This window comes from Streptomyces sp. XH2, from assembly GCF_049725035.1.
GTDB lineage: Bacteria > Actinomycetota > Actinomycetes > Streptomycetales > Streptomycetaceae > Streptomyces > Streptomyces roseoverticillatus.
Genome location: NZ_JBMMMZ010000023.1, coordinates 1 through 19,679 on the forward strand (window position 1 = coordinate 1; position 19,679 = coordinate 19,679).

18 protein-coding genes and 2 rRNA genes are annotated in these 19,679 nt (G+C 74.6%); 14 read left to right on the forward strand and 6 right to left on the reverse strand.

Going from position 1 to position 19,679, the window contains the following annotated elements; genetic code table 11:
* The 4 genes from ACOTKD_RS35355 to ACOTKD_RS35370 form a co-directional block, all read left to right on the forward strand.
* Positions 1 to 95, forward strand: a 23S ribosomal RNA gene (locus tag ACOTKD_RS35355); the annotation flags it as partial.
* 105 nt (positions 96 to 200) lie between these two features.
* Positions 201 to 317 (forward strand): 5S ribosomal RNA (rrf, locus tag ACOTKD_RS35360).
* A 161-nt stretch (positions 318 to 478) separates the two neighbouring features.
* Positions 479 to 1,675, forward strand: coding sequence for a hypothetical protein (locus ACOTKD_RS35365; protein WP_424893086.1), 1,197 nt, complete (start codon positions 479 to 481; stop codon positions 1,673 to 1,675).
* 50 nt (positions 1,676 to 1,725) lie between these two features.
* Complete coding sequence (locus ACOTKD_RS35370; protein ID WP_424893157.1) at positions 1,726 to 2,526, forward strand: hypothetical protein; 801 nt, start codon at positions 1,726 to 1,728, stop codon at positions 2,524 to 2,526.
* A gap of 71 nt (positions 2,527 to 2,597) precedes the next feature.
* On the opposite strand, the gene ACOTKD_RS35375 is transcribed toward ACOTKD_RS35370, so the two are convergent.
* Positions 2,598 to 3,887: a DUF1015 domain-containing protein gene (locus tag ACOTKD_RS35375; RefSeq protein ID WP_424893087.1), complete on the reverse strand. Its 1,290-nt coding sequence runs from the start codon at positions 3,885 to 3,887 to the stop codon at positions 2,598 to 2,600.
* Between the two features lie 75 nt (positions 3,888 to 3,962).
* On the opposite strand from ACOTKD_RS35375, the gene ACOTKD_RS35380 reads away from it, so the two are divergent.
* The gene (locus ACOTKD_RS35380; RefSeq protein WP_424893088.1) at positions 3,963 to 4,991 is read left to right on the forward strand and encodes an HAD-IIA family hydrolase; all 1,029 of its coding nucleotides are present in this window, start codon (positions 3,963 to 3,965) and stop codon (positions 4,989 to 4,991) included.
* 178 nt (positions 4,992 to 5,169) lie between these two features.
* Here the strand turns inward: ACOTKD_RS35380 and ACOTKD_RS35385 are convergent, their stop codons facing one another.
* Positions 5,170 to 6,015, reverse strand: coding sequence for a siderophore-interacting protein (locus ACOTKD_RS35385; protein WP_424893089.1), 846 nt, complete (start codon positions 6,013 to 6,015; stop codon positions 5,170 to 5,172).
* A 47-nt stretch (positions 6,016 to 6,062) separates the two neighbouring features.
* On the reverse strand, positions 6,063 to 7,106 hold the full coding sequence (locus ACOTKD_RS35390) for an ABC transporter substrate-binding protein (RefSeq protein ID WP_424893090.1): 1,044 nt from the start codon (positions 7,104 to 7,106) through the stop codon (positions 6,063 to 6,065).
* A 67-nt stretch (positions 7,107 to 7,173) separates the two neighbouring features.
* Between ACOTKD_RS35390 and ACOTKD_RS35395 the strand changes: the two genes are divergently transcribed.
* From ACOTKD_RS35395 to ACOTKD_RS35405, 3 genes are all read left to right on the forward strand, one after another.
* Positions 7,174 to 8,241, forward strand: a complete 1,068-nt coding sequence (locus ACOTKD_RS35395) for an iron chelate uptake ABC transporter family permease subunit (RefSeq protein ID WP_424893091.1) — start codon at positions 7,174 to 7,176, stop codon at positions 8,239 to 8,241.
* Positions 8,238 to 9,317: a FecCD family ABC transporter permease gene (locus ACOTKD_RS35400; protein ID WP_424893092.1), complete on the forward strand. Its 1,080-nt coding sequence runs from the start codon at positions 8,238 to 8,240 to the stop codon at positions 9,315 to 9,317. The genes ACOTKD_RS35395 and ACOTKD_RS35400 overlap by 4 nt, the downstream gene beginning before the upstream one ends.
* Before the next feature lie 70 nt (positions 9,318 to 9,387).
* Positions 9,388 to 10,194, forward strand: a complete 807-nt coding sequence (locus ACOTKD_RS35405) for an ABC transporter ATP-binding protein (protein ID WP_424893093.1) — start codon at positions 9,388 to 9,390, stop codon at positions 10,192 to 10,194.
* A gap of 50 nt (positions 10,195 to 10,244) precedes the next feature.
* Here ACOTKD_RS35405 and ACOTKD_RS35410 read toward each other — a convergent pair whose 3' ends face one another.
* Positions 10,245 to 10,592, reverse strand: a complete 348-nt coding sequence (locus tag ACOTKD_RS35410) for a sterol-binding protein (RefSeq protein WP_030369499.1) — start codon at positions 10,590 to 10,592, stop codon at positions 10,245 to 10,247.
* A 68-nt stretch (positions 10,593 to 10,660) separates the two neighbouring features.
* On the opposite strand from ACOTKD_RS35410, the gene ACOTKD_RS35415 reads away from it, so the two are divergent.
* From ACOTKD_RS35415 to ACOTKD_RS35425, 3 genes are read left to right on the forward strand one after another with little or no spacing between them, the layout of a single operon-like run.
* Positions 10,661 to 10,966 (forward strand): hypothetical protein, encoded by a 306-nt coding sequence (locus ACOTKD_RS35415; protein WP_424893094.1) that lies wholly within the window; start codon positions 10,661 to 10,663, stop codon positions 10,964 to 10,966.
* 13 nt (positions 10,967 to 10,979) lie between these two features.
* Complete coding sequence (locus tag ACOTKD_RS35420; protein WP_106681408.1) at positions 10,980 to 11,795, forward strand: TlyA family RNA methyltransferase; 816 nt, start codon at positions 10,980 to 10,982, stop codon at positions 11,793 to 11,795.
* Positions 11,792 to 12,766 carry an NAD kinase gene (locus ACOTKD_RS35425; protein ID WP_424893095.1) on the forward strand — a complete coding sequence of 325 codons (975 nt, stop codon included), beginning with the start codon at positions 11,792 to 11,794 and terminating at the stop codon, positions 12,764 to 12,766. Before ACOTKD_RS35420 ends, ACOTKD_RS35425 begins: the two co-directional genes overlap by 4 nt.
* A 156-nt stretch (positions 12,767 to 12,922) precedes the next feature.
* Here the strand turns inward: ACOTKD_RS35425 and ACOTKD_RS35430 are convergent, their stop codons facing one another.
* The gene (locus ACOTKD_RS35430) at positions 12,923 to 14,380 is read right to left on the reverse strand and encodes a S41 family peptidase (RefSeq protein WP_424893096.1); all 1,458 of its coding nucleotides are present in this window, start codon (positions 14,378 to 14,380) and stop codon (positions 12,923 to 12,925) included.
* Between the two features lie 156 nt (positions 14,381 to 14,536).
* Here ACOTKD_RS35430 and recN point away from each other — a divergent pair, with 156 nt between their 5' ends.
* From recN to ACOTKD_RS35445, 3 genes are all read left to right on the forward strand, one after another.
* The gene (recN, locus tag ACOTKD_RS35435; RefSeq protein ID WP_424893097.1) at positions 14,537 to 16,306 is read left to right on the forward strand and encodes a DNA repair protein RecN; all 1,770 of its coding nucleotides are present in this window, start codon (positions 14,537 to 14,539) and stop codon (positions 16,304 to 16,306) included.
* Positions 16,307 to 16,786: 480 nt separating this feature from the next.
* The gene (locus ACOTKD_RS35440; protein WP_424893098.1) at positions 16,787 to 17,551 is read left to right on the forward strand and encodes a hypothetical protein; all 765 of its coding nucleotides are present in this window, start codon (positions 16,787 to 16,789) and stop codon (positions 17,549 to 17,551) included.
* A gap of 161 nt (positions 17,552 to 17,712) precedes the next feature.
* Positions 17,713 to 18,831, forward strand: a complete 1,119-nt coding sequence (locus ACOTKD_RS35445) for a glycosyltransferase family 4 protein (RefSeq protein WP_424893099.1) — start codon at positions 17,713 to 17,715, stop codon at positions 18,829 to 18,831.
* Here the strand turns inward: ACOTKD_RS35445 and ACOTKD_RS35450 are convergent.
* A complete protein-coding gene (locus tag ACOTKD_RS35450; RefSeq protein ID WP_424893100.1) occupies positions 18,818 to 19,678 on the reverse strand; it encodes a pentapeptide repeat-containing protein in 861 nt (286 codons plus the stop codon). The genes ACOTKD_RS35445 and ACOTKD_RS35450 overlap by 14 nt on opposite strands.
* Position 19,679 lies beyond the last annotated feature (1 nt).

Sequence of the window (19,679 nt, forward strand, 5' to 3'; positions counted from 1 at the left end):
AAGGCTCCCAGTAGACGACTGGGTTGATAGGCCAGGTGTGGAAGACCGGTAACGGTTGGAGCTGACTGGTACTAATAGGCCGAGGGCTTGTCCTCAGTTGCTCGCGTCCACTGTGTTAGTTCTGAAGCAACGAACAGTTGCTGGTTTGAGCAGAACCACTTAATTGAAGAGTGTGCTTGTTCGCTCGAAACCGATAGGGTTTCGGTGGTCATAGCGTTAGGGAAACGCCCGGTAACATTCCGAACCCGGAAGCTAAGCCTTTCAGCGCCGATGGTACTGCATGGGGGACCGTGTGGGAGAGTAGGACGCCGCCGAACAATACTTCAAGGACCCTTGGTCCCAGCGTTCACGCTGGGACCAAGGGTCCTTTTTTATTTTCTGCCGAAGCGCGCCGGCCGTCCGGCTGCGCGAGAATGACTGCGGTACCTGAAGACAGGAGTCACGTCGATGCCCACCAACTACCCCGACGATCGTTCGGGTGGCGACCGCGGCGGTTTCCGCCGCGACGACCGACGCGGTGGCCCGCGCCGTGACGACCGCGGTGGACGCCCGGCCGGCGGTGACTTCGGCCGCCGTGACGACCGCCCCTCTTTCCGTCGCGATGACGACCGCGGCGGTTTCCGCCGTGACGAGCGTCGCGACGACCGCGGCCCGCGCCGCGACGACGACCGCGGCGGGCGCCCGACCGGTGGCGGCTTCGGCCGCCGTGACGACCGTCCGTCCTTCCGTCGCGACGACGACCGCGGTGGCTTCCGCCGTGACGACCGCCGTGACGACCGCGGCCCGCGCCGCGATGACGACCGCGGTGGTTTCCGTGGCGGCCGTGACGAGCGTCGTGACGACCGCCCGTCCTTCCGCCGTGACGACCGCGCGCCGCGCCGCGACGACGACCGCGGTGGCTTCCGTGGCGGCCGCGACGAGCGTCGCGATGACCGCGGCCCGCGCCGCGACGACCGCGGCGGCTACGACCGCCCCCGCGGCGGCGGCTTCCGTGGTGGCCGTGACGACCGCCCGTCCTTCCCGCGTGACGACCGTGCCCCGCGTCGTGACGACGACCGCGGTGGCTTCCGCGGTGGCCGTGACGAGCGTCGTGACGACCGCCCGTCCTTCCGCCGTGACGACCGCGCGCCGCGCCGCGACGACGACCGTGGCGGCTTCCGTCGCGACGACCGTCCCTCTTTCCGCCGTGACGACCGCCGTGACGACCGCGGCCCGCGTCGCGACGACGACCGCGGTGGCTTCCGTCGCGACGACCGTCGCGATGACCGTGGCCCGCGCCGCGACGACCGCGGCGGCTACGACCGTGGCCCCCGTCGCGACGATGACCGCGGTGGTTTCCGTGGCGGTCGCGATGAGCGTCGTGACGACCGTCCGTCCTTCCGTCGCGACGACGACCGCGGTGGCTTCCGCCGTGACGACCGCCGTGACGACCGCGGCCCGCGTCGCGACGACGACCGTGGCGGTTTCCGCCGTGACGACCGTCGCGACGACCGCGGCCCCCGTCGCGACGACGACCGCGGTGGCTACCGCGGCGGTCGCGACGACCGCGGTCCCCGCCGTTCGTTCCGTGACGACCGCCAGGGCGGCGGCTACCGCGGCGGCCGTGACGACCGCTCCGGCGGCTACGGGCGCCGCGACGACCGCGACCGGGACCGCAGCGACCGCGAGCCGGTGAAGCGCCTGCCGATCCCCGACGACGTCACCGGCGACGAGATCGACGCGGACGTGCGGCAGGAGCTCATGAGCCTGCCGAAGGGCCTGGCCGAAGAGGTCGCCCGCAACCTCGTCATGGTCGCCAACCTGCTCGACGAGGACCCGGAGCAGGCCTACGCCTACTCCCGGATCGCGCTGCGTCTCGCCTCGCGCGTCGCCGCCGTCCGCGAGGCCGCCGGCTTCGCCTCGTACGCCACGGGCAAGTACTCCGAGGCCCTCGCCGAGTTCCGTGCGGCCCGCCGCATGACCGGCTCCGTCGAGCTCTGGCCCGTGATGGCCGACTGCGAGCGCGGCATGGGCCGCCCCGAGCGCGCGCTGGCCATGGCCGGCGAGCCCGAGGTCAACAAGCTCGACAAGGCCGGCCAGGTCGAGATGCGCCTGGTCGCCGCCGGTGCCCGCAAGGACATGGGCCAGGCCGACGCCGCCGTCGTGACGCTGCAGAGCCCCGAGCTGGCCTCCAACTCGGTCCAGCCGTGGACCGCGCGCCTGCGCTACGCGTACGCCGACGCGCTGCTGGAGGTCGGCCGCGAGAGCGAGGCCCGCGAGTGGTTCGCCAAGGCCCTCGAAGCGGACCAGGGCGGCCAGACGGACGCCTCCGACCGCCTCGCGGAGCTCGACGGCGTCGAGTTCACGGACGCCCTGGTGGAGTCCGACGACGATGAGGCCGCCGAGGAGACCGCGCCCGAGGCCGAGGCCGAGGTCAAGGTTGAGACCGAGACCGAGGCCAAGGCCGCGGCCGAGGCCACCGAGTCCGCTGAGAAGCCCGCCGAGGAGCCCGTCGAGGCCCCCAAGGCGGACGACGACAAGAGCTGACCGCTGACGTAACGGCGAAGAGGGCGCCATCCCGTACCGGGGTGGCGCCCTCTTCGTCTTCGTGGTTCGCCTCAGTTCAGGGCCAGGCTCCGCAGCACCAGACCCGTCGCCGGCTTGGGGCCGAACGAGGTGGACTTGCGCGGCATGGTCACGCCCTGTTCCGCCAGCTCCCGGACCACGTCCTCCTTGACCGGGTGCATCAGCACGGCCGTGCCGCCGTGCCGCTCGGCCTGCTTCACGGCCGCGGCCGTCTCGTGGATGTAGCCGATGTGCTCCGGGTCGTCCGGCACCTGCCAGACGTGCTCCAGGAGGACCGAGTGCAGGACCGTGGCGTCCAGACTCCGCCAGGCCTCCGGGCGGTCCGCCGGGACCAGGCGGGCCAGCAGGGCCGGGTCCGGGCGGTCGAGGAGGTGGAAGCGGCCGTCGCCGGCCAGGACGAAGGCGTTGCCCGGCTCCTCGGACGCCTCCGCCAGCGCGTCGAGCGCCGCCGGCAGGGGGCCGTCGACGGTGCGGACGCGGAAGACGCCCTCGACGGCGGCCAGCGCCTCGGAGACCGGCAGCCGGTGCAGCAGACGGTGGATGGCCCGTACGCGCAGCGGGTAGCGGGCGGTGTCCACCAGCAGCACGAGGCCGAAGTCCCAGGGGCCGGGCGCGGGCTGCTCGGCGCGCAGCCGCAGGTACGTCGCCCAGCGGTGGTGGCCGTCGGCGATGAGGGCGTGCTGCTGCGAGAGGTCCTTGCCGATCTGTTCGAGGTCGTCCGGGTCGGTGACGGACCACAGGCGGTGCGCGTAGCCGTCGTCGGTCGTGGTGGACAGCAGCGGCGGGGTCGCGGTGACGCGGTCGATGACGGCCGCCGCGCCTGTCGTGCTGCCGTTGCCCCGGTAGGAGAAGAGCAGCGGTTCGAGGTTGGCTCCCGTGCCGCGCATGAGGGCCGCGCGGTCCTCGACGATGTGCGGCATGACGTCCTCGTGGGGGAGGACGACGCCCTCCTCACGGGGGCTGAGGCGCAGTGCGCCGATGAGACCCCGCTGCAGGATGCCGCCGCCCCGCTGCTCGTACACGTACAGCGCGGGCTCCGGATCGGCGGCGAGGACCTGCTCGTCCTGCCAGCGGCGCAGCGTCTCCGCGGCCAGCCGGTGCCGGTCGGCGGCGCTCGCGGCCTGGGGGAGGATCAGCCGGACGATGTTGTGCGGGTCGGCGGTCTCCAGGTGACGCAACCCGTCGGGCCGCACGACGACGTCGTACGGTGGCGAGGTGACGGCGGCGATGCTGCCGACCCGCTCCGGGACATAGCGCAGCCCTCGGAAGGGGGCGAGTTGAAGTCCTTGCCCTGCTTTCCCTGCTCGGCCTGGAGTGCTCATAAGGAAATGTTATGTCTCATGGCCCCGTGAGCAATGATCGTGGAAGAGACGTACAGCACAAGGAGCGAGTACAGGATGAATCAGACCGTCCGGACGCGGCCCGACGGCAGTGAGCGGCCCCTCGGCGAGGCCTACGACACGGCGCTGCTCGACCTCGACGGCGTGGTGTACGCGGGCGGCGAGGCCATCGCGCACGCCGTCGATTCGCTGGGGGCGGCCCGCGAGGGCGGGATGCACCTCGCCTACGTGACGAACAACGCCGCACGCACCCCCGAGACCGTGGCCGCCCACCTGACCCGGCTGGGCGTCCCGGCCGAGCCCTCCGACGTGATCAACTCGGCCCAGGCCGTGGCGCGGCTGATCTCCGAGCAGGTGCCCGCCGGGTCCCGGGTGCTGGTGATCGGCGCCGAGGGGCTGCGGGTGGCGCTGCAGGAGCGCGGGCTCGTGCCGGTGGACTCGGCGGACGACGACCCCGCTGCCGTCGCGCAGGGCTACGGCGGCCCGGACATGCCGTGGTCGCGGCTCATGGAGGCGTCCTACGCGGTGGCGGCCGGCGTGCCGTGGTTCGCGTCCAACACGGACCTGACGATCCCCAGCGGGCGCGGTATCGCCCCGGGCAACGGCTCGGCCGTGGAGGTCGTCCGGATAACCACGGGCGCCACGCCGCAGGTGGCGGGCAAGCCGCAGCCGCCGATGCACCGGGAGACGGTGCTGCGGACGGGGGCCGAGCGGCCGCTGGTCGTCGGCGACCGGCTCGACACGGACATCGAGGGCGCGCACGTGGGCGGGGTGGACTCGCTGCTGGTGCTGACCGGTGTGACCACGGCCGCGCAGGTGATTGCTGCGCGGCCGGAGCACCGGCCGACGTTCGTGGCGGCGGATCTGCGGGGGCTGCTCGTGTCGCAGCCGGAGGTTGGTGCCGCCGGGGACGGGTTCCGGTGCGGGGGGTGGACGGCTTCCGTCGATGGTGGCGCGCTTGCCCTGGAGGGTGAGGGGGATCCGCTGGACGGGTTGCGGGCGCTGTGCGCTGCGGCGTGGACGGCGGCGGGGCCCGGTGTGTGTGCGCGGGACTCCGCCAAGGCGGTGGCTCTGCTCGGGCTGTGACGTGGCTGGGGGCGGGTGGGTCTTTCCCCTACCCGCCCCTTCCCGTAACCGGGGGCAAGCCCCCGGACCCCCGTATCGCGTTGAACGCGCTCGTCCTCAAACGCCGGACGGGCTGAGTTGGTGCCGGGACGGGCTGAGCTGTGCCCAGCCCACTGGATGACGGTGGGCCGTCGACGGATCAGGTCAGTTCCGCCAGGAGGTCCTCCTCCGTCGCTCCCCGGCGCCAGTAGCCCGTGAACGTCACCGTGCGGCGGTCCAGGCCGCGGTCGTTGACCAGGTGGCGGCGGAGGCCGCGGACCGTGCCGGATTCGCCGGCGAGCCAGGCGTAGGGCTTGCTGGCGGGGAGGTCCGCGGCGCGGACGGCGCTCAGGACCGGCTCGGCCGCGCCCCGTACGAGCCAGGTGATCTCGGCGTCGGCCTCGGTGGGCAGGTCCTGGACGTCCTCCGCGTGGGGGACCTCGATCCAGATCCTGGCGGGGGTGCCGGCCGGGAGCCAGGCGAGGATGCCGGCGACGGCCGGCAGCGCGGTCTCGTCGGCGGTGACCAGGACCCAGTCCGTGTCCGCGGGCGGCTGGAAGTCGACGCCGCCGTTGTCCTCGACGACGGGGGCGAGGACGGTGACGCGGTCGCCGGGGCGGGCGGCCTGGGCCCAGTTCGTGGCGGGGCCGCCGTGCCCGTTCGCGTCGCCGTGGACGGCGAAGTCGACGTCCATCTCGGCCGGGGCCGCGCCGTCCCGGCCGTGGCGCATGTCCCGCACGGTGTAGGTGCGCATGAAGGCCCGTACGGCCGGGTCCTGGGCCCGCCACTCGGTGAACCAGGTCTCGTCGCGGGCGGCGGGCAGCACGGGCGCGTCCTGGCCGGGCTGCGGCAGGAACAGCTTGAAGCGCTGGTCGCGGCCGCCGGCGACGACGTCGCGGAGCTCCTCGCCGCCGAAGGTGACCCGCATCATCGCGGGGCTGATCCGCTCGGTGCGGAGGACCTCCAGGTCGAAGAAGCGGTACGGGAGGGTGGTGGTGCCGGCCATGCGGGGTGTTCCCCTTTCGCTCGTCGTGCGGCTTCGCTTGTCAGGTGTCAGGCGACCTTCTTGGCCTTCTGGACGGCTTCGGCGAGGGCCTCGACGAGCGGTGCGCACCCGGCGTAGGAGTAGCGCGGCTCGCTGAGCCAGGGGCTGATCTGGCCGGCCTTGACGGCGGGCAGCCCGGCCCAGGTGGGCTTGGCGGCGAGGTCCTTGGGCTGGAGGGCGGAGGTGCGGTTGTCGAGGAGGATCAGGTCCGCGGGGTACTTGCCGGCGTTCTCCCAGCTGAGGCTCTCGAAGAAGCCGCCGGTGACCTTGCCGGGGACGACGAAGTCGATGCCGAGGGACGTGAAGTAGGTGAGGTCGGCGTAGACGGCGGGGTCGGAGACGTAGAGCAGGTCGGCGGAGCCGGAGGCGGCGAGGACCTTGAGGCCCTTGTTGGCCTGCGCGGCCTTGCGGAGGGTCTCGGAGGCCTTCTCGAAGCGGGCCTTGGCGTCGGTGACCCGCTTCGCCCCGAGGTCGGCGCCGAGGGAGGCGGCGAGTTCGGCGTAGCGCCCGATGACGTGGGTGAGGGACACCTTGGAGACGTTGATGCCGACGCTGGGGGCGAAGCCGAGGATCTTCTTCTTGCTCTCGTCCGGCACGTACCAGAGCTCCGTGCCCTGGATCATGTTGGTGACGAGCAGTTCGGGGGAGAGGGCGGCGTACTTCTCGACGTTGAACTCGCCCCAGGCGTTGCCGAGGACGGTCAGCTTGGCGACGTCGAGGTCGCCGGCCTGGGGGTCGGGCTTGCCGTCCTTGAGGACGGTCGGGCCGAAGACGGCGGTGCACTCGGCGCCGAAGTCGTGGAGGGCGGCGGCGGTTCCGGTGAAGGCGACGACCTTCTTGGGGGTGCGGGAGGCCTTGGCGGTCTCGCCGCGGTCGTCCTTGAACGTCCACGGGCCGGAAGCGGAATCTGAGTCCCCGTCCGCGGAGCCCTTCGAGCCGCCGCCGCAGGCCGTCAGGAGGGCGCCGGCCCCGAGGGCGCCGCCTGCGGCCAGCAGGCCGCGGCGGGACAAGAAGGAGGCGCGGGAGTTGCGGAGGGTGCGGGGGGTGCTCATGGTGGTGCGCTTCTCTCAAGAATGAGGCAAGAACGGGGGGAGTTAAGGGTAGGCTAACCTAAGATCTGTGTTGGTTGACAGTCCCCCCGAGCCCCCGGCGGCCGCCGCTCCGCGGCCGCCGCAGATACCCCCGGCAAGCCGTAAACGGAATGCCGCCCGGGCCGTCGGCCTGCTCGCGGCGACCGGCCTGCTGCTGCTCGTCGCGATCGCGAGCGTCGCCATCGGCGCCAAACCGCTGCCGCTGGAGGCGGTCTGGCACGGGCTGTTCCACACCTCGCACGGCGAGGCCGACGTCATCGTGCGCGACGTCCGCCTGCCCCGCACCCTGCTCGGCCTGCTCGCCGGCGCCGCCCTCGGGCTCTCCGGCGCCGTGATGCAGGCCCTCACCCGCAACCCGCTCGCCGAACCGGGCATCCTCGGCGTCAACGCGGGCGCAGCGGCGGCCGTCGTATCCGCCATCACCTTCCTCGGCGTCAGCTCGGCCGGCGACTACGTGTGGTTCGCGCTCCTCGGCGCGGCCGTCGTCGCCGCCGTCGTCCACGTGCTCGGCGGCAGCCGGGGCGCCACGCCCGTCCGGCTCGCGCTCGCCGGCACCGCCGTGACGTACGCGCTCTACGGCTACGTCAACTCCGTCCAGCTGATGGACTCCGCCGCACTCGACCGGATGCGCTTCTGGACCGTCGGCTCGCTCGCCTCCGCCGACGCGGACGTCATCCGGCAGGTCCTGCCCTTCATCGCCGCCGGCACCCTGCTCGCCCTCGCGCTCGCCCGGCCGCTGAACGCCATGGCCCTCGGCGACGACAGCGCCCGCGCCCTCGGCACCCGCCCCGCCCGCACCCGCGTCCTCGCGCTGACCGCCGTCACCCTGCTGTGCGGCGCCGCGACCGCCGCGTGCGGGCCCATCGTCTTCATCGGCCTGATCGTGCCGCACCTCGTGCGCGCCCTCACCGGCCCCGACCAGCGCTGGATCCTGCCGTACGCGGCCGTCCTGTCGCCCGTGCTGCTGCTCGGCGCGGACGTCCTCGGACGGGTCGTCACCCGGCCCGGCGAACTCCAGGCCGGCATCGTGACCGCCGTCATCGGCGGACCCGTCTTCATCCACCTCGTACGGCGCCGGAGGGTGGCCCAGCAGTGAGCCCGTCCCCACGAACCGTACGAACCGCCCGTACACGAACCATCCGTACACGAACCGTCCGTACCGGCGGTGGCCTCTCCCTGCGCGTCGACTCCCGCGCCGTCCTCGTCGTCCTGCTGCTCCTGGCCCTCGCCGCAGCCGCGTCCGTGGCCCTCATCGGCACCGGCGACTTCCCCATGTCGCCCGCCGACGTCGTCCGCACGCTCACCGGCGGCGGCACCCCCGCCCAGGACGTGATCGTCCACGACCTGCGGCTGCCGCGGGTCCTCGTCGGCCTCCTCGCCGGCGGCTGCCTCGGCCTGGCCGGCGCCGTCTTCCAGTCCGTCTCCCGCAACCCGCTGGGCAGCCCGGACGTCATCGGCTTCGGCCAGGGCTCCGCGGCCGGCGCGCTCGTCGTCATCGTCCTCTTCCACGGCGACCCGTTCGCCGTGGCCGCCGGAGCCGTGGCGGGCGGCGTCGTCACCGGCCTCGCCGTCTACCTCCTGGCCTGGAAGAAGGGCATCAACGGCTACCGGCTCGTCCTCGTCGGCATCGGCGCCGCCGCCGTCCTCACCGGCCTGCGCGACTACCTGATGACCAAGGCCGACCTCGTCGACGCCACCCGCTCCATGATCTGGATGGTCGGCTCCCTCAACGGCCGCGACTGGGAACAGGTGCGGCCCCTGCTCATCGCGGCCGCCGTCCTCTTCCCCCTCGTCCTCGGGCACGGGCGCGCGCTGCGGATGCTGGAGATGGGCGACGACGCCGCGTACGCCCTCGGCGTACGGGCCGAGCGGACCCGGCTCGTGGTCATGGCCTCCGCGGTGCTGCTCACCGCAGCCGCCACGGCCGCCGCCGGTCCCATCGGCTTCGTGGCGCTCGCCGCGCCGCAGCTCGCCCGCCGGCTGACCCGCGCCGCCGGGCCGGGCCTCTTCGCCGCCGCGGCCATGGGCGCGGCCCTGCTCGTCGGCGCCGACTGGGCATCGCAGCGGCTCTTCGGGGCCGACAAGCTGCCCGTCGGAGCGCTCACCGGGATGTTCGGCGGCTGCTATCTGCTGTGGCTGCTGTTCACGGAGCGGAAGGCGGGGCGGGTGTGATGGACGGGGCGCAGCCGGGCGGCCCCGGCCCGGTACGAGTACGACGACCCTTCAGCAAGGAGACCGCACCATGAGCCGACTGACGGCCGAATCCGTCACGCTCGCCTACGACCAGCGCGTCATCGCCGAGAACCTCTCGGTCGCGATCCCCGACCGGTCGTTCACCGTCATCGTCGGCCCCAACGCCTGCGGCAAGTCCACGCTGCTGCGCGCCCTCGCCCGCATGCTCAAGCCGGCCGCCGGCTCCGTCCTGCTCGACGGCGCCGCCATCGGCTCGTACCCGGCGAAGCGGGTCGCCCGCACGCTCGGGCTGCTCCCGCAGTCCTCCACAGCGCCCGACGGCATCACCGTCGGCGACCTCGTCGCCCGCGGCCGCTACCCCCATCAGGGCCTGCTGCGCCAGTGGTCGCGCGAGGACGAGCGGATCGTCACCGAGTCCATGGCCGCCACCGGCGTCGACGCCCTCGCCGACCGGCACGTCGACGAACTCTCCGGCGGCCAGCGCCAGCGGGTCTGGATCGCCATGGCCCTCGCCCAGCAGACCCCGCTGCTCCTGCTGGACGAGCCCACCACGTACCTGGACATCCAGCACCAGATCGAGGTCCTCGACCTGTGCGCCCAGCTCCACGAGGAGCAGGGCCGCACCCTCGTCGCCGTCCTCCACGACCTCAACCACGCCGCCCGCTACGCCACCCACCTGATCGCCATGCGCGACGGCGAGGTCGTCGCGGAGGGCGCGCCGGGGGACGTCGTCACCGCCGGGCTCGTGGAGCGGGTGTTCGGGCTGCGGTGCCAGGTCATCGACGACCCGGAGACGGGGACGCCGCTGGTGGTGCCGGCCGCGCGCAAGGCCAGGGTCTTCGCGCCGCAGAAGTGACCGGGGCCCGTGGGCCGCAGCGGCCGGCGTGCCGCAGGGGCCGGCGGGAGCTACAGGAGCGACCGCAGCCGCAGGACGTCGCGCAGGCTCGCCTGGACCCTGACCCGGCCGGCGGCCCACGCCTTCGCGAAGTTCAGCCGCCCGTCCACCAGGGCCACCAGGTCGTCGCCCGACATCGTCAGGGCGATCTCCTCCCGCCGTTCGGGCGTGCCCGGCCGCGTCTCCACGTCCTGGATGTGCCCGCCCACGAGGTGGCCGGTGAAGGTCACGTCGAGATCGGTGATGTGGCAGCTGAGCGAGCGGTCGGGCGCGGCCGCGTCACGGAGCTCGCCCTTCGCTCCCGCGAGGTTCTCCGCCAGTCTGTCGAGTGCGGCGCGGCACTCCTCGATCGTCGCCATCACCAGGGACGGTACCGCAGCGGGCCGCGTACGCCGCACAGGCGCCGTTCCGGGGTAGCGTCGGGGCCATGAGCGATGCGATGACTCCCGCGCAGACTCCGGTGGATCCGGAGCCGGGCGAGGCCGAGGGGCCGGACGGGCCCGGGCCGCAGCCGATCGGGGTCGCCCGCACTCCGGCCGGCGACCCCGCCGTCGACGCGCAGCTCGTCCGGCTGGCCGACGCCGACCACCTCGCCGTGAGCGGCCACCTGGAGGTGTACGAGGATGTACACCGGGGCCTGCGGGACGCGCTGAGCGCGCTCGACCGGGGCCCCGGCCCGTCCGGGGCACCCGCCGCTCCGGGCGCTCCCGCTTCGTACGACAACAGGAGCTGAACCACCCGTGGCAGTGACCCGCCCGCGACGCAGCCGACTCGACGCCGAGCTCGTGCGCCGTAAACTCGCCCGCTCCCGCGAGCACGCGAGCCAGCTCATCGCGGCGGGCCGGGTGACCGTCGGCGGCACCGTCGCGACCAAGGCGGCCACCCAGGTCGAGCTCAGCGCCGCGATCGTCGTCACCCAGGACGAGAGCGACCCCGACTACGTCTCCCGCGGCGGTCACAAGCTCGCCGGCGCGCTCGCCGCCTTCGTGCCGCGCGGGCTGAAGGTCGAGGGCCGCCGCGCCCTCGACGCGGGGGCGTCCACGGGCGGGTTCACCGACGTCCTGCTGCGCGCCGGCGCCGCGCACGTCGTCGCCGCCGACGTCGGCTACGGGCAGCTCGCGTGGTCGCTGCAGAGCGACGAGCGGGTCACCGTGAAGGACCGCACCAACGTCCGCGAGCTCACGCTGGAGCAGATCGACGACATCCCCGTCGACCTGATCGTCGGCGACCTGTCCTTCATCCCGCTCGGCCTGGTGCTGCCCGCCCTCGTGCGCTGCGCCGCGCCCGACGCCGACCTGGTGCTCATGGTCAAGCCGCAGTTCGAGGTCGGCAAGGAGCGGCTCGGCAGCGGCGGCGTCGTGCGCAGCACCCAGCTGCGGGCCGAGGCCGTGCGCGGCGTCGCCGCCCGCGCCGCCGAACTGGGACTGGGCGTGCTCGGCGTGACCGCCAGCCCGCTGCCCGGTCCCTCGGGCAACGTCGAGTACTTTCTGTGGCTGCGAGCCGGAGCGCCCGAACTGGACCCGGCGGACGTTGACCGTGCAGTGGCGGAGGGGCCGCGTTGACGACTTCAGAAGCAGCATCACAGGCGACAACAGCAACAACAGGGGCGGGGGAGCGGGAGGCGGCCGCCGAAGGCGGACGCACCGTCTTCCTGCTCGCGCACACGGGCCGCCCGGCGGCCATCCGCAGCGCCGAACTCGTGGTCCAGGGACTGCTGCGGTGCGGGATCGGCGTACGGGTCCTCGCCGAGGAGGCGGCCGACCTGCCGCTGCCGTCCGAGGTCGAGCTGGTCGAGGCGGGCCCGGGCCGGCCGGACGTCCTGGAGGGCTGCGAACTCCTCGTCGTCCTCGGCGGCGACGGCACGCTGCTGCGCGGCGCCGAGTTCGCGCGCCGCTCCGGCGTGCCCATGCTCGGCGTCAACCTCGGCCGCGTCGGCTTCCTCGCCGAGGCGGAGCGGGACGACCTCGACAAGGTCGTGGACCGGGTCGTCACCCGGGCCTACGAGGTCGAGGAGCGCATGACGCTCGACGTCGCCGTCCTGACCGACGGGCACGTCGTGCACACCGACTGGGCGCTCAACGAGGCGTCCGTGGAGAAGGCCGCGCGGGAACGGCTCCTGGAGGTCGTCACCGAGGTCGACGGGCGCCCCGTCTCCCGCTTCGGCGGCGACGGCGTCGTGTGCGCGACCCCGACCGGCTCCACGGCCTACGCCTTCTCGGCGGGCGGGCCCGTGGTCTGGCCCGAGGTCGAGGCGCTGCTGATGGTGCCGATCAGCGCCCACGCGCTGTTCGCCAAGCCGCTGGTGACCGCGCCGGACTCGGTCCTGGCGGTCGAGGTCCAGCCGCAGACCCCGAACGGGGTCCTGTGGTGCGACGGCCGCCGGACGGTGGAACTGCCCGCGGGAGCGCGGGTGGAGGTGCGGCGGGGAGCGGTCCCGGTGCGGCTGGCCCGGCTGCACCACGCGTCCTTCACGGACCGGCTGGTGGCGAAGTTCGCGCTGCCGGTGGCGGGGTGGCGCGGGGCGCCGCACTAGCGTTCCCGGCGGGGCTCCGGTGCCCTCGGGCTGAGGGCGGCCCGGCACCGCCGGCCGGGTTGCCGGGGGTTGCGCGCCGTGGCGGCGGACATTGCCGCCGCCGCAACGGCGCATCACCACGACGCAGGTGACCGGCGGTGCCGTGCCGCGGGGGTTTCAGCGCTTCGCGGCCCGCAGGAGTTCCAGTGCCTTCGTCAGGGCCGGGTCGTTCCCGGTCGTGAGGTCCTCCTCGGCGAAGACGGGCGCGCGGACGTCCGGGGCTATGCCCGTGCCGTCGTACGTCGTCCGGCCGTCCTTCGCGCTCAGGAACTCCTCGTTCGGGAGCCAGAACTGCCAGCCGTTCGGCAGGGTGCGCATGAGCCGGTCCGAGAACAGGCCCTGCGTGTTCTCGCCGATGAGCGTGGGCTTCGGGCCGCGCTGCAGCAGCGCCTGCGTGAGCGTCTCGCCCGCGCTCATGGTGAGCCGGCCGGTGAGTACCGTCAGCGGGCCGGTGTAGACCGGGCCGTCGTGCGGGGTGACCCGGACCGGCTCGGCCGGGGTGAACCGGCGGGGGTCGCGGGCGTCGTCGCGTGCGTGCTTGAGGTAGGCCGTGTACGGCCGGGCGGTCAGCCGTTCGGCCACGTCCAGGGCGAGGCGGTCCGAGCCGCCGCCGTTGAGGCGCAGGTCGAGGACGAGGCCGCGCAGGGCGTCCGGGCCGGTGGTGCGGGCGGCGGTGAAGACCTCGTCGAGGGCGGCGTGCAGCGCGGCCTTGTCGGCCTCGTAGTCGTTGCCCTGGCCGTAGCCCAGGAACGCGGTGATACGGAGGAAGCCCGTCCGGCCGGGGAGCTCCGCGTAGGTGATCTTTCCGCCGGCCCAGGAGCGCTGCAGGCCGGCGCCTGCCTTCGTGACGCTGCCGGCGACGGCCTGGTCGATCCGGGCCCGCGCCGTCGCGTCGGGAATGACGGTGTCCTGGCGGTGCCCGGAGAAGTAGCCGGCGGGGTCGTCCGGGTCGACCAGTCCGGTGTGCCCGTCGTGGAGCGGCCGGATCATGTCCGACAGGATGCGGAACAGCTCGGGCTTGCTCGTGCCGGCGGTGATCCGGGGGCGGTAGCGGTCGCGGACGGCGTTCCAGTCGACGTGCCGGGCGGCGAAGAACGGGTAGTTCTCGGCGTAGGTCTGCCAGAACGTGTCGAAGACCTTCCGCGGATCCGCGTGCGGGTCCGGGGCGGAGGCGCTCTCGCAGCCGGACGGCAGCGCGGGGATGCGGCGCAGCGTGCGGTGGCCCACGTTGTCGCCGAACGCCAGCCGCGCCGTGTCGCGCCCCTGCGGGGTCACCGTGAGGGCGGCCTCGCCGTCCTGCCGGAAGGGGCCGGAGGGGTCCGTACGGGCGGCGGTGAGGGCACCGGGCAGGCAGCTGACCGCCGTGGTCTCGTACGTGCGCAGCTTGCGGCCGCCGTCCTCGACGACCGCGACCGTGCCGTAGCCGTCCATGCGCCACACGCCGTCGAGCGCCGCGGGCGCTGCCGGGCGGGGGCCGTGGGCGACCGCGCTCGCCGTGCCGGCGGCGGTGGTCACGGCCACCGCCGCGGCGAGGAGGAGCGCGGCGGCACGGGAGGAACAGGGACGAACGGGCATACCGACCTCATGGGGCAGGGAAGGGCTTTGCGGGCGCCATCAGACTCCTCCTCCGGGGTCCCCCGGGGCCATGGGGAGATCACCCGGAACGGTGGTGGGGATTCCCCCAGGGGGGTCGGTGGGGGTGGCCGTCGCGAGGGGGCCCCGGAACCTCGTATGGTCGTATCCGTGTTGGAGGAGATGCGGATCCGGTCCTTGGGCGTCATTGACGACGCCGTCGTCGAGCTGTCGCCAGGTTTCACCGCGGTGACCGGCGAGACCGGCGCGGGCAAGACCATGGTCGTCACCAGCCTCGGTCTGCTGCTCGGCGGCCGGGCCGACCCCGCGCTGGTGCGGATGGGGGCCCGGTCCGCGGTCGTCGAGGGGCGGCTCGCCGTCGACCCCGCGTCGCCCGTGGCGCTGCGGGCCGAGGAAGCGGGCGCCGAACTGGACGACGGCACCCTGCTCGTCAGCCGCACCCTCTCCGCCGAGGGGCGCTCCCGGGCGCACCTGGGCGGGCGCAGCGTGCCCGTCGGGCTCCTCGGCGAGCTCGCGGACGACCTCGTCGCCGTCCACGGGCAGACCGACCAGCAGGGGCTCCTGCGGCCCGCGCGGCAGCGGCAGGCCCTCGACCGGTACGCGGGCGACGCGGTGGCCGCGCCCCTCGCCAAGTACGCCGACGCCTACCGCCGGCTGCGCGCCGTCACCGCCGGGCTCGCCGAGCTGACCACGCGGGCCCGCGAGCGCGCCCAGGAAGCCGACCTGCTGCGGTTCGGGCTGGACGAGGTCGCCGCCGTCGAGCCGCTCCCCGGCGAGGACGCCGAGCTCGCCGCCGAGGCGGAGCGGCTCGGGCACGCGGAGTCCCTCGCCTCCGCCGCCACCGCCGCGCACGCCGCGCTCGCGGGCAATCCGGAGGACCCCGAAGGCATCGACGCCGCCACGCTCGTCGCCGGCGCGCACCGCGCCGTGGAAGCCGTGCGGTCCCACGACCCGGCGCTCGCCGCCCTCGCCGACCGCATCGGCGAGATCGGCATCCTGCTGTCCGACGTCGCCGGGGAACTCGCCGGGTACGCCTCCGACCTCGACGCCGACCCGCTGCGGCTCGCCGCCGTGGAAGAGCGGCGCGCCGCGCTCACGCAGCTCACGCGCAAGTACGGGCAGGACATCGCCGAAGTGCTCGCCTGGGCCGAACAGGGCGCCGCGCGGCTCGGCGAGCTCGACGGCGACGACGAGCGGATCGGGGAACTCACCGCCGAACGGGACGCGCTCCGCGCCGAGCTGGGCGGCCTCGCCCAGGCCGTGAGCGACGCGCGGGCCGAGGCCGCGGAGCGGTTCGCCGAAGCGGTCACCGCCGAACTCGCCGAGCTGGCCATGCCGCACGCCCGCGTCAGCTTCTCGATCCGCCAGACCGAGGTGGCGGAGAGCGAGGCGGAGAGCGGCATCGAGGTCGGTGGCCGCGCCGTCGCCTACGGCCCGCACGGCGCGGACGAGGTCGAGCTCCTCCTCGCCCCCCACCCCGGGGCGGTCCCCCGGCCCATCGCCAAGGGCGCCTCCGGCGGTGAGCTCTCGCGCGTCATGCTCGCCGTCGAGGTCGTCTTCGCGGGCTCCGCCCCCGTCCCGACGTACCTCTTCGACGAGGTGGACGCGGGCGTCGGCGGCAAGGCGGCCGTCGAGGTCGGCCGCCGCCTCGCGCGGCTCGCGCGCACGGCCCAGGTCGTGGTGGTCACCCACCTTCCGCAGGTGGCGGCCTTCGCCGACCGGCACCTGGTGGTGGAGAAGACCCACGAGGGATCGGTGACGCGCAGCGGCGTCCAGGCCATGGAGGGCGAGGACCGCATCCGCGAGCTCTCCCGCATGCTGGCGGGCCAGGAAGACTCCGAACTGGCCCGCGCCCACGCGGAAGAACTCCTCGCCACGGCGCGGGGCGCCTCCGGCGGGGGCGCGTAGGCGGTACGGGGCGCCTCCGGCGCGGGTGCGCGGGCCGTACGGACCGAGCCCGGCCCGGCCTCGCCGGGCTCCGGCGTCGTGGTTGATCGCCGTTGCGGCGAGGTGAGAGTGACCGGGCGGTCGGGCCTTCCTCGGGGGTGTGGGGCCGTTCGGCGCCGCGGGGTCGTCTTTGGCGGGGTGGCGTGTTTCGGTTCGGCCTCGCCGGGTTGCGGCGTTGTGGTCGATCGCCGTTGCGGCGAGGTGAGAGCGGCCGGCATCTGCCTTCCGCCGCCGCGCTGAGCGACCCCCACGGCGTGTCCGGCGGTGCCGGGCTGAGCGGTGGGGGTGAGCGCATTCCGTTCGGCGTGCTTACCCGTGCTGCGGTGCTGGCGGGTCCTTCCGCCGCCGTGGTGAGTGACCCCCGCGGCGTGTCCGGCGGTGCCGGGTCGGCCGGGCGTGGGGGGCGGCAAGCCCCTCGGCAGGGAGTCGTAGGGTCGGGCCATGATCACTTCGAGGGCAGTCGGGAAGGCGGCGCTCTGCGGGGCCGCCGTGGCGCGCGGGGTTTACGAGGCCGCACGGAGGCGCAGCGGCCGGGGCGCCGTATGGGAGCGCACCAATCACGCCGGCCGCACCGTCCACCTCCACGCCGGCCCCGCCGCGGCCGCCGGCACCGCCCTCGCCCTGGCCGCGGCCGCCGGGCTGCCGCCGCGCGCCCGGGCGGCCGGTGCCCTGACCGTGGTCGCCGCCGCGGCGTGCGGGGCCTACGACGACTTCGCGGGGGCCGGGGATCCCCGGCGGGGTTTCCGGGCACACCTGGGGGCCCTGCGGCGGGGTGAGGTCACCAGTGGTGCCGTGAAGCTCATCGGCATCGGGGCGGCCGCTTGCGCCGCGGGGGCGGTCGTCAAGGAGCGGCCGCTCGACAAGGCGCTCGCCGCGGTGGTGATCGCCGGGTCCGCGCACCTCGTCAACCTGCTGGACGTCAGGCCGGGACGGGCGGCCGGAGCCGTGCTCGCCCTGGCCGCGCCGGGGCTCGCCCGCCGCGGCTCCGCACCCCTCGCGGCCGCCCCGATGGGCGCCGCGGCCGCGCTGATCGCGGACGATCTCGCCGAGCGGACCATGCTCGGAGACACCGGCGCCCACGCGCTCGGCGCGGGCCTCGGGCTCGCCGTCGCGGTCGGCAACGGCCGTGCCGGGCTCGCCCTGCACGCCGCCGCACTGGTGGGCACGGCCCTCGCCATGGACGCGAGAAATCACCTATGTGAGTGAATCCGCGGATGTGCGGGCGAGGTAGGGCGCTCAACCCGCGAGACGGTGGTCCCGTGATGCCGGCGGGCGCTGGCATCCTGGGCGGCAGCACTGCGCCGTACGCCCTCTCCGACGCCGATTGCCGATGCCGTTGCCGACGCCGAATCAGGAGTCCTCCCCGCGTGAGCAGTACACCCGCACCCCAAGGGCGACCGCCCCTGCACGCGGTGCAAGTGCTGGGCAGCGGGGGAGCCGGCAGCGGCGCGCACGTGCGGTCGCTGGCGGCCGGCCTGGTGGCGCGCGGCGTTCGGGTCACCGTGTGCGCCCCGCAGCCGACGGGCGAGGGGTACGGGTTCACGGCCGCGGGCGCGGCCTTCGCCCCGCTGTGGTCGTGGCCGGACGCCCTGGCCGTGGCCGGCATCCGCGCGGCCGGCGCCGGCGCCGACGTCGTGCACGCGCACGGCCTGCGCTCCGCCGTCCTCGCGGCCCTGGCGCTGCGCGGCCGCAGCACTCCCCTGGTGGTCACCTGGCACACGACGCGGCCCGTGGAAGGCGCCCGCGGTCGGTTCGTACGGCTGATGGAGCGGCGCGCGGCCCGTGCCGCGGCCGTCGTCCTCGGGGTGACGTCGGAGCTGGTCGACCGGGCCCGGACGCGCGGCGCGCGGGACGCCCGGCTGGCCCCCGCGGCCGTGCCCGCCCCGCGCCGGGCCGCGGACGACGACGAGGACGAGCCGAAGGACAAGACCCGCGCCGAACTGGGCGCGGTGGCCCGCCCGTTGCTGGTCACCGCGGGCCGCCTGGAGCCGGGCCAGGGGCACGGCCCGCTGCTGGACGCGGCCCGCGCGTGGCGCGAGCTCGATCCCGAGCCGCTGCTGGTCGTCGCGGGCGAGGGGTCGAAGCGCCCGCTGCTGCAGCGCCGCATCGAGGACGAGGGCCTGCCGGTCCGTCTGATCGGCCGCCGCGACGACGTGCCCGCGCTGCTCGCCACGGCCGACGTCGCGATCATGCCGAGCCGCTGGGAGGCCCGTTCCCTGCTCGCCCAGGAGGCGCTGCACGCGGGCGTCCCCCTGGTCGCGACCGCGGTCGGCGGCGTCCCCGACCTCGTCGGCGCCGCGGCCGAGCTCGTCCCGTACGGGGATTCCGCCGCCCTCGCCGGGGCGGTGAGCCGTCTGCTGGCCGATCCCGCCCGTCGTGCCGAGCTCACCGCGGCCGGCCGCGCCCAGGCGGCCACCTGGCCCACGGAGGACGACACGGTCGCCCACGTCCTGAGCGTCTACGACGAGCTGGTCACGAACCGCTAGGGGCCGCTACCCCCCAGTGCGCCGGGCGGCTCAGCCCCGCCGGCAGCTTCGTGCGCGCGTCGCCCCGCGCCGCGTTGAGCTGCGCCTGGGTGAGGAAGACGCTTCCGGTGAGGTCGGCGCCGCTCAGGTCCGCGTCGCGCAGGTCGGCCCCGAGGAGGTCGGCCGTCCGCAGGTCCGCCCCGCTCAGGTCGGCGGCGATCAGGTAGGCCCCGCGCAGCTGGGCGCCCCGGAGGTTCGCGCCGCGCAGCCTCGCCCCCATGAGGTCGGCCCCGCGCCGGTTCTTCTTCTTGCCCGGGACCTGCGCCCGTACGAGCTCGCTGGTGCGCTGCAGCAGCTCACCGACCTCCTGCCGGCGCACCGCCACGTTCACCTCCAGGATCGCCTCGGGGCTCTCGTGGGTCAGCCGCTCGACGGCGTCGTGCACGCGGCGGATCTCGGCGTGCAGCTGCCGGGCGGCCGGCAGGGCGAGGGCCTCGGCCAGGTACCAGAGCAGCTCGTGCAGCTGCCGCATGACGGGGTAGACGGCGAACATCTGCCGGGCCGTCCCCGGGTCCTGCCGCCAGTCGCGCCCGCCGAAGGTGACCTGGGAGACCTTCTGCCCCGCGCCCTGGCAGTCGTAGACGGTGCAGCCGGAGTAGCCCTTCTTCCGCAGCCCGGTGTGGATGCCGCAGCGGAAGTCCTGCCGCAGGTTGCCGCACGGCTTCCCGGCGTCCTTGCTCGCGGCGAAGTCCGCCGAGGCCACGAACGGCAGCGCGACGCAGCACAGCGCGAAGCAGCTGCCGCAGTCCGCCCGCAGGTCCTCGCGGCCCGCCACGGCGCCGCCGCCCGCAGCGTCATTTTCGTTCATA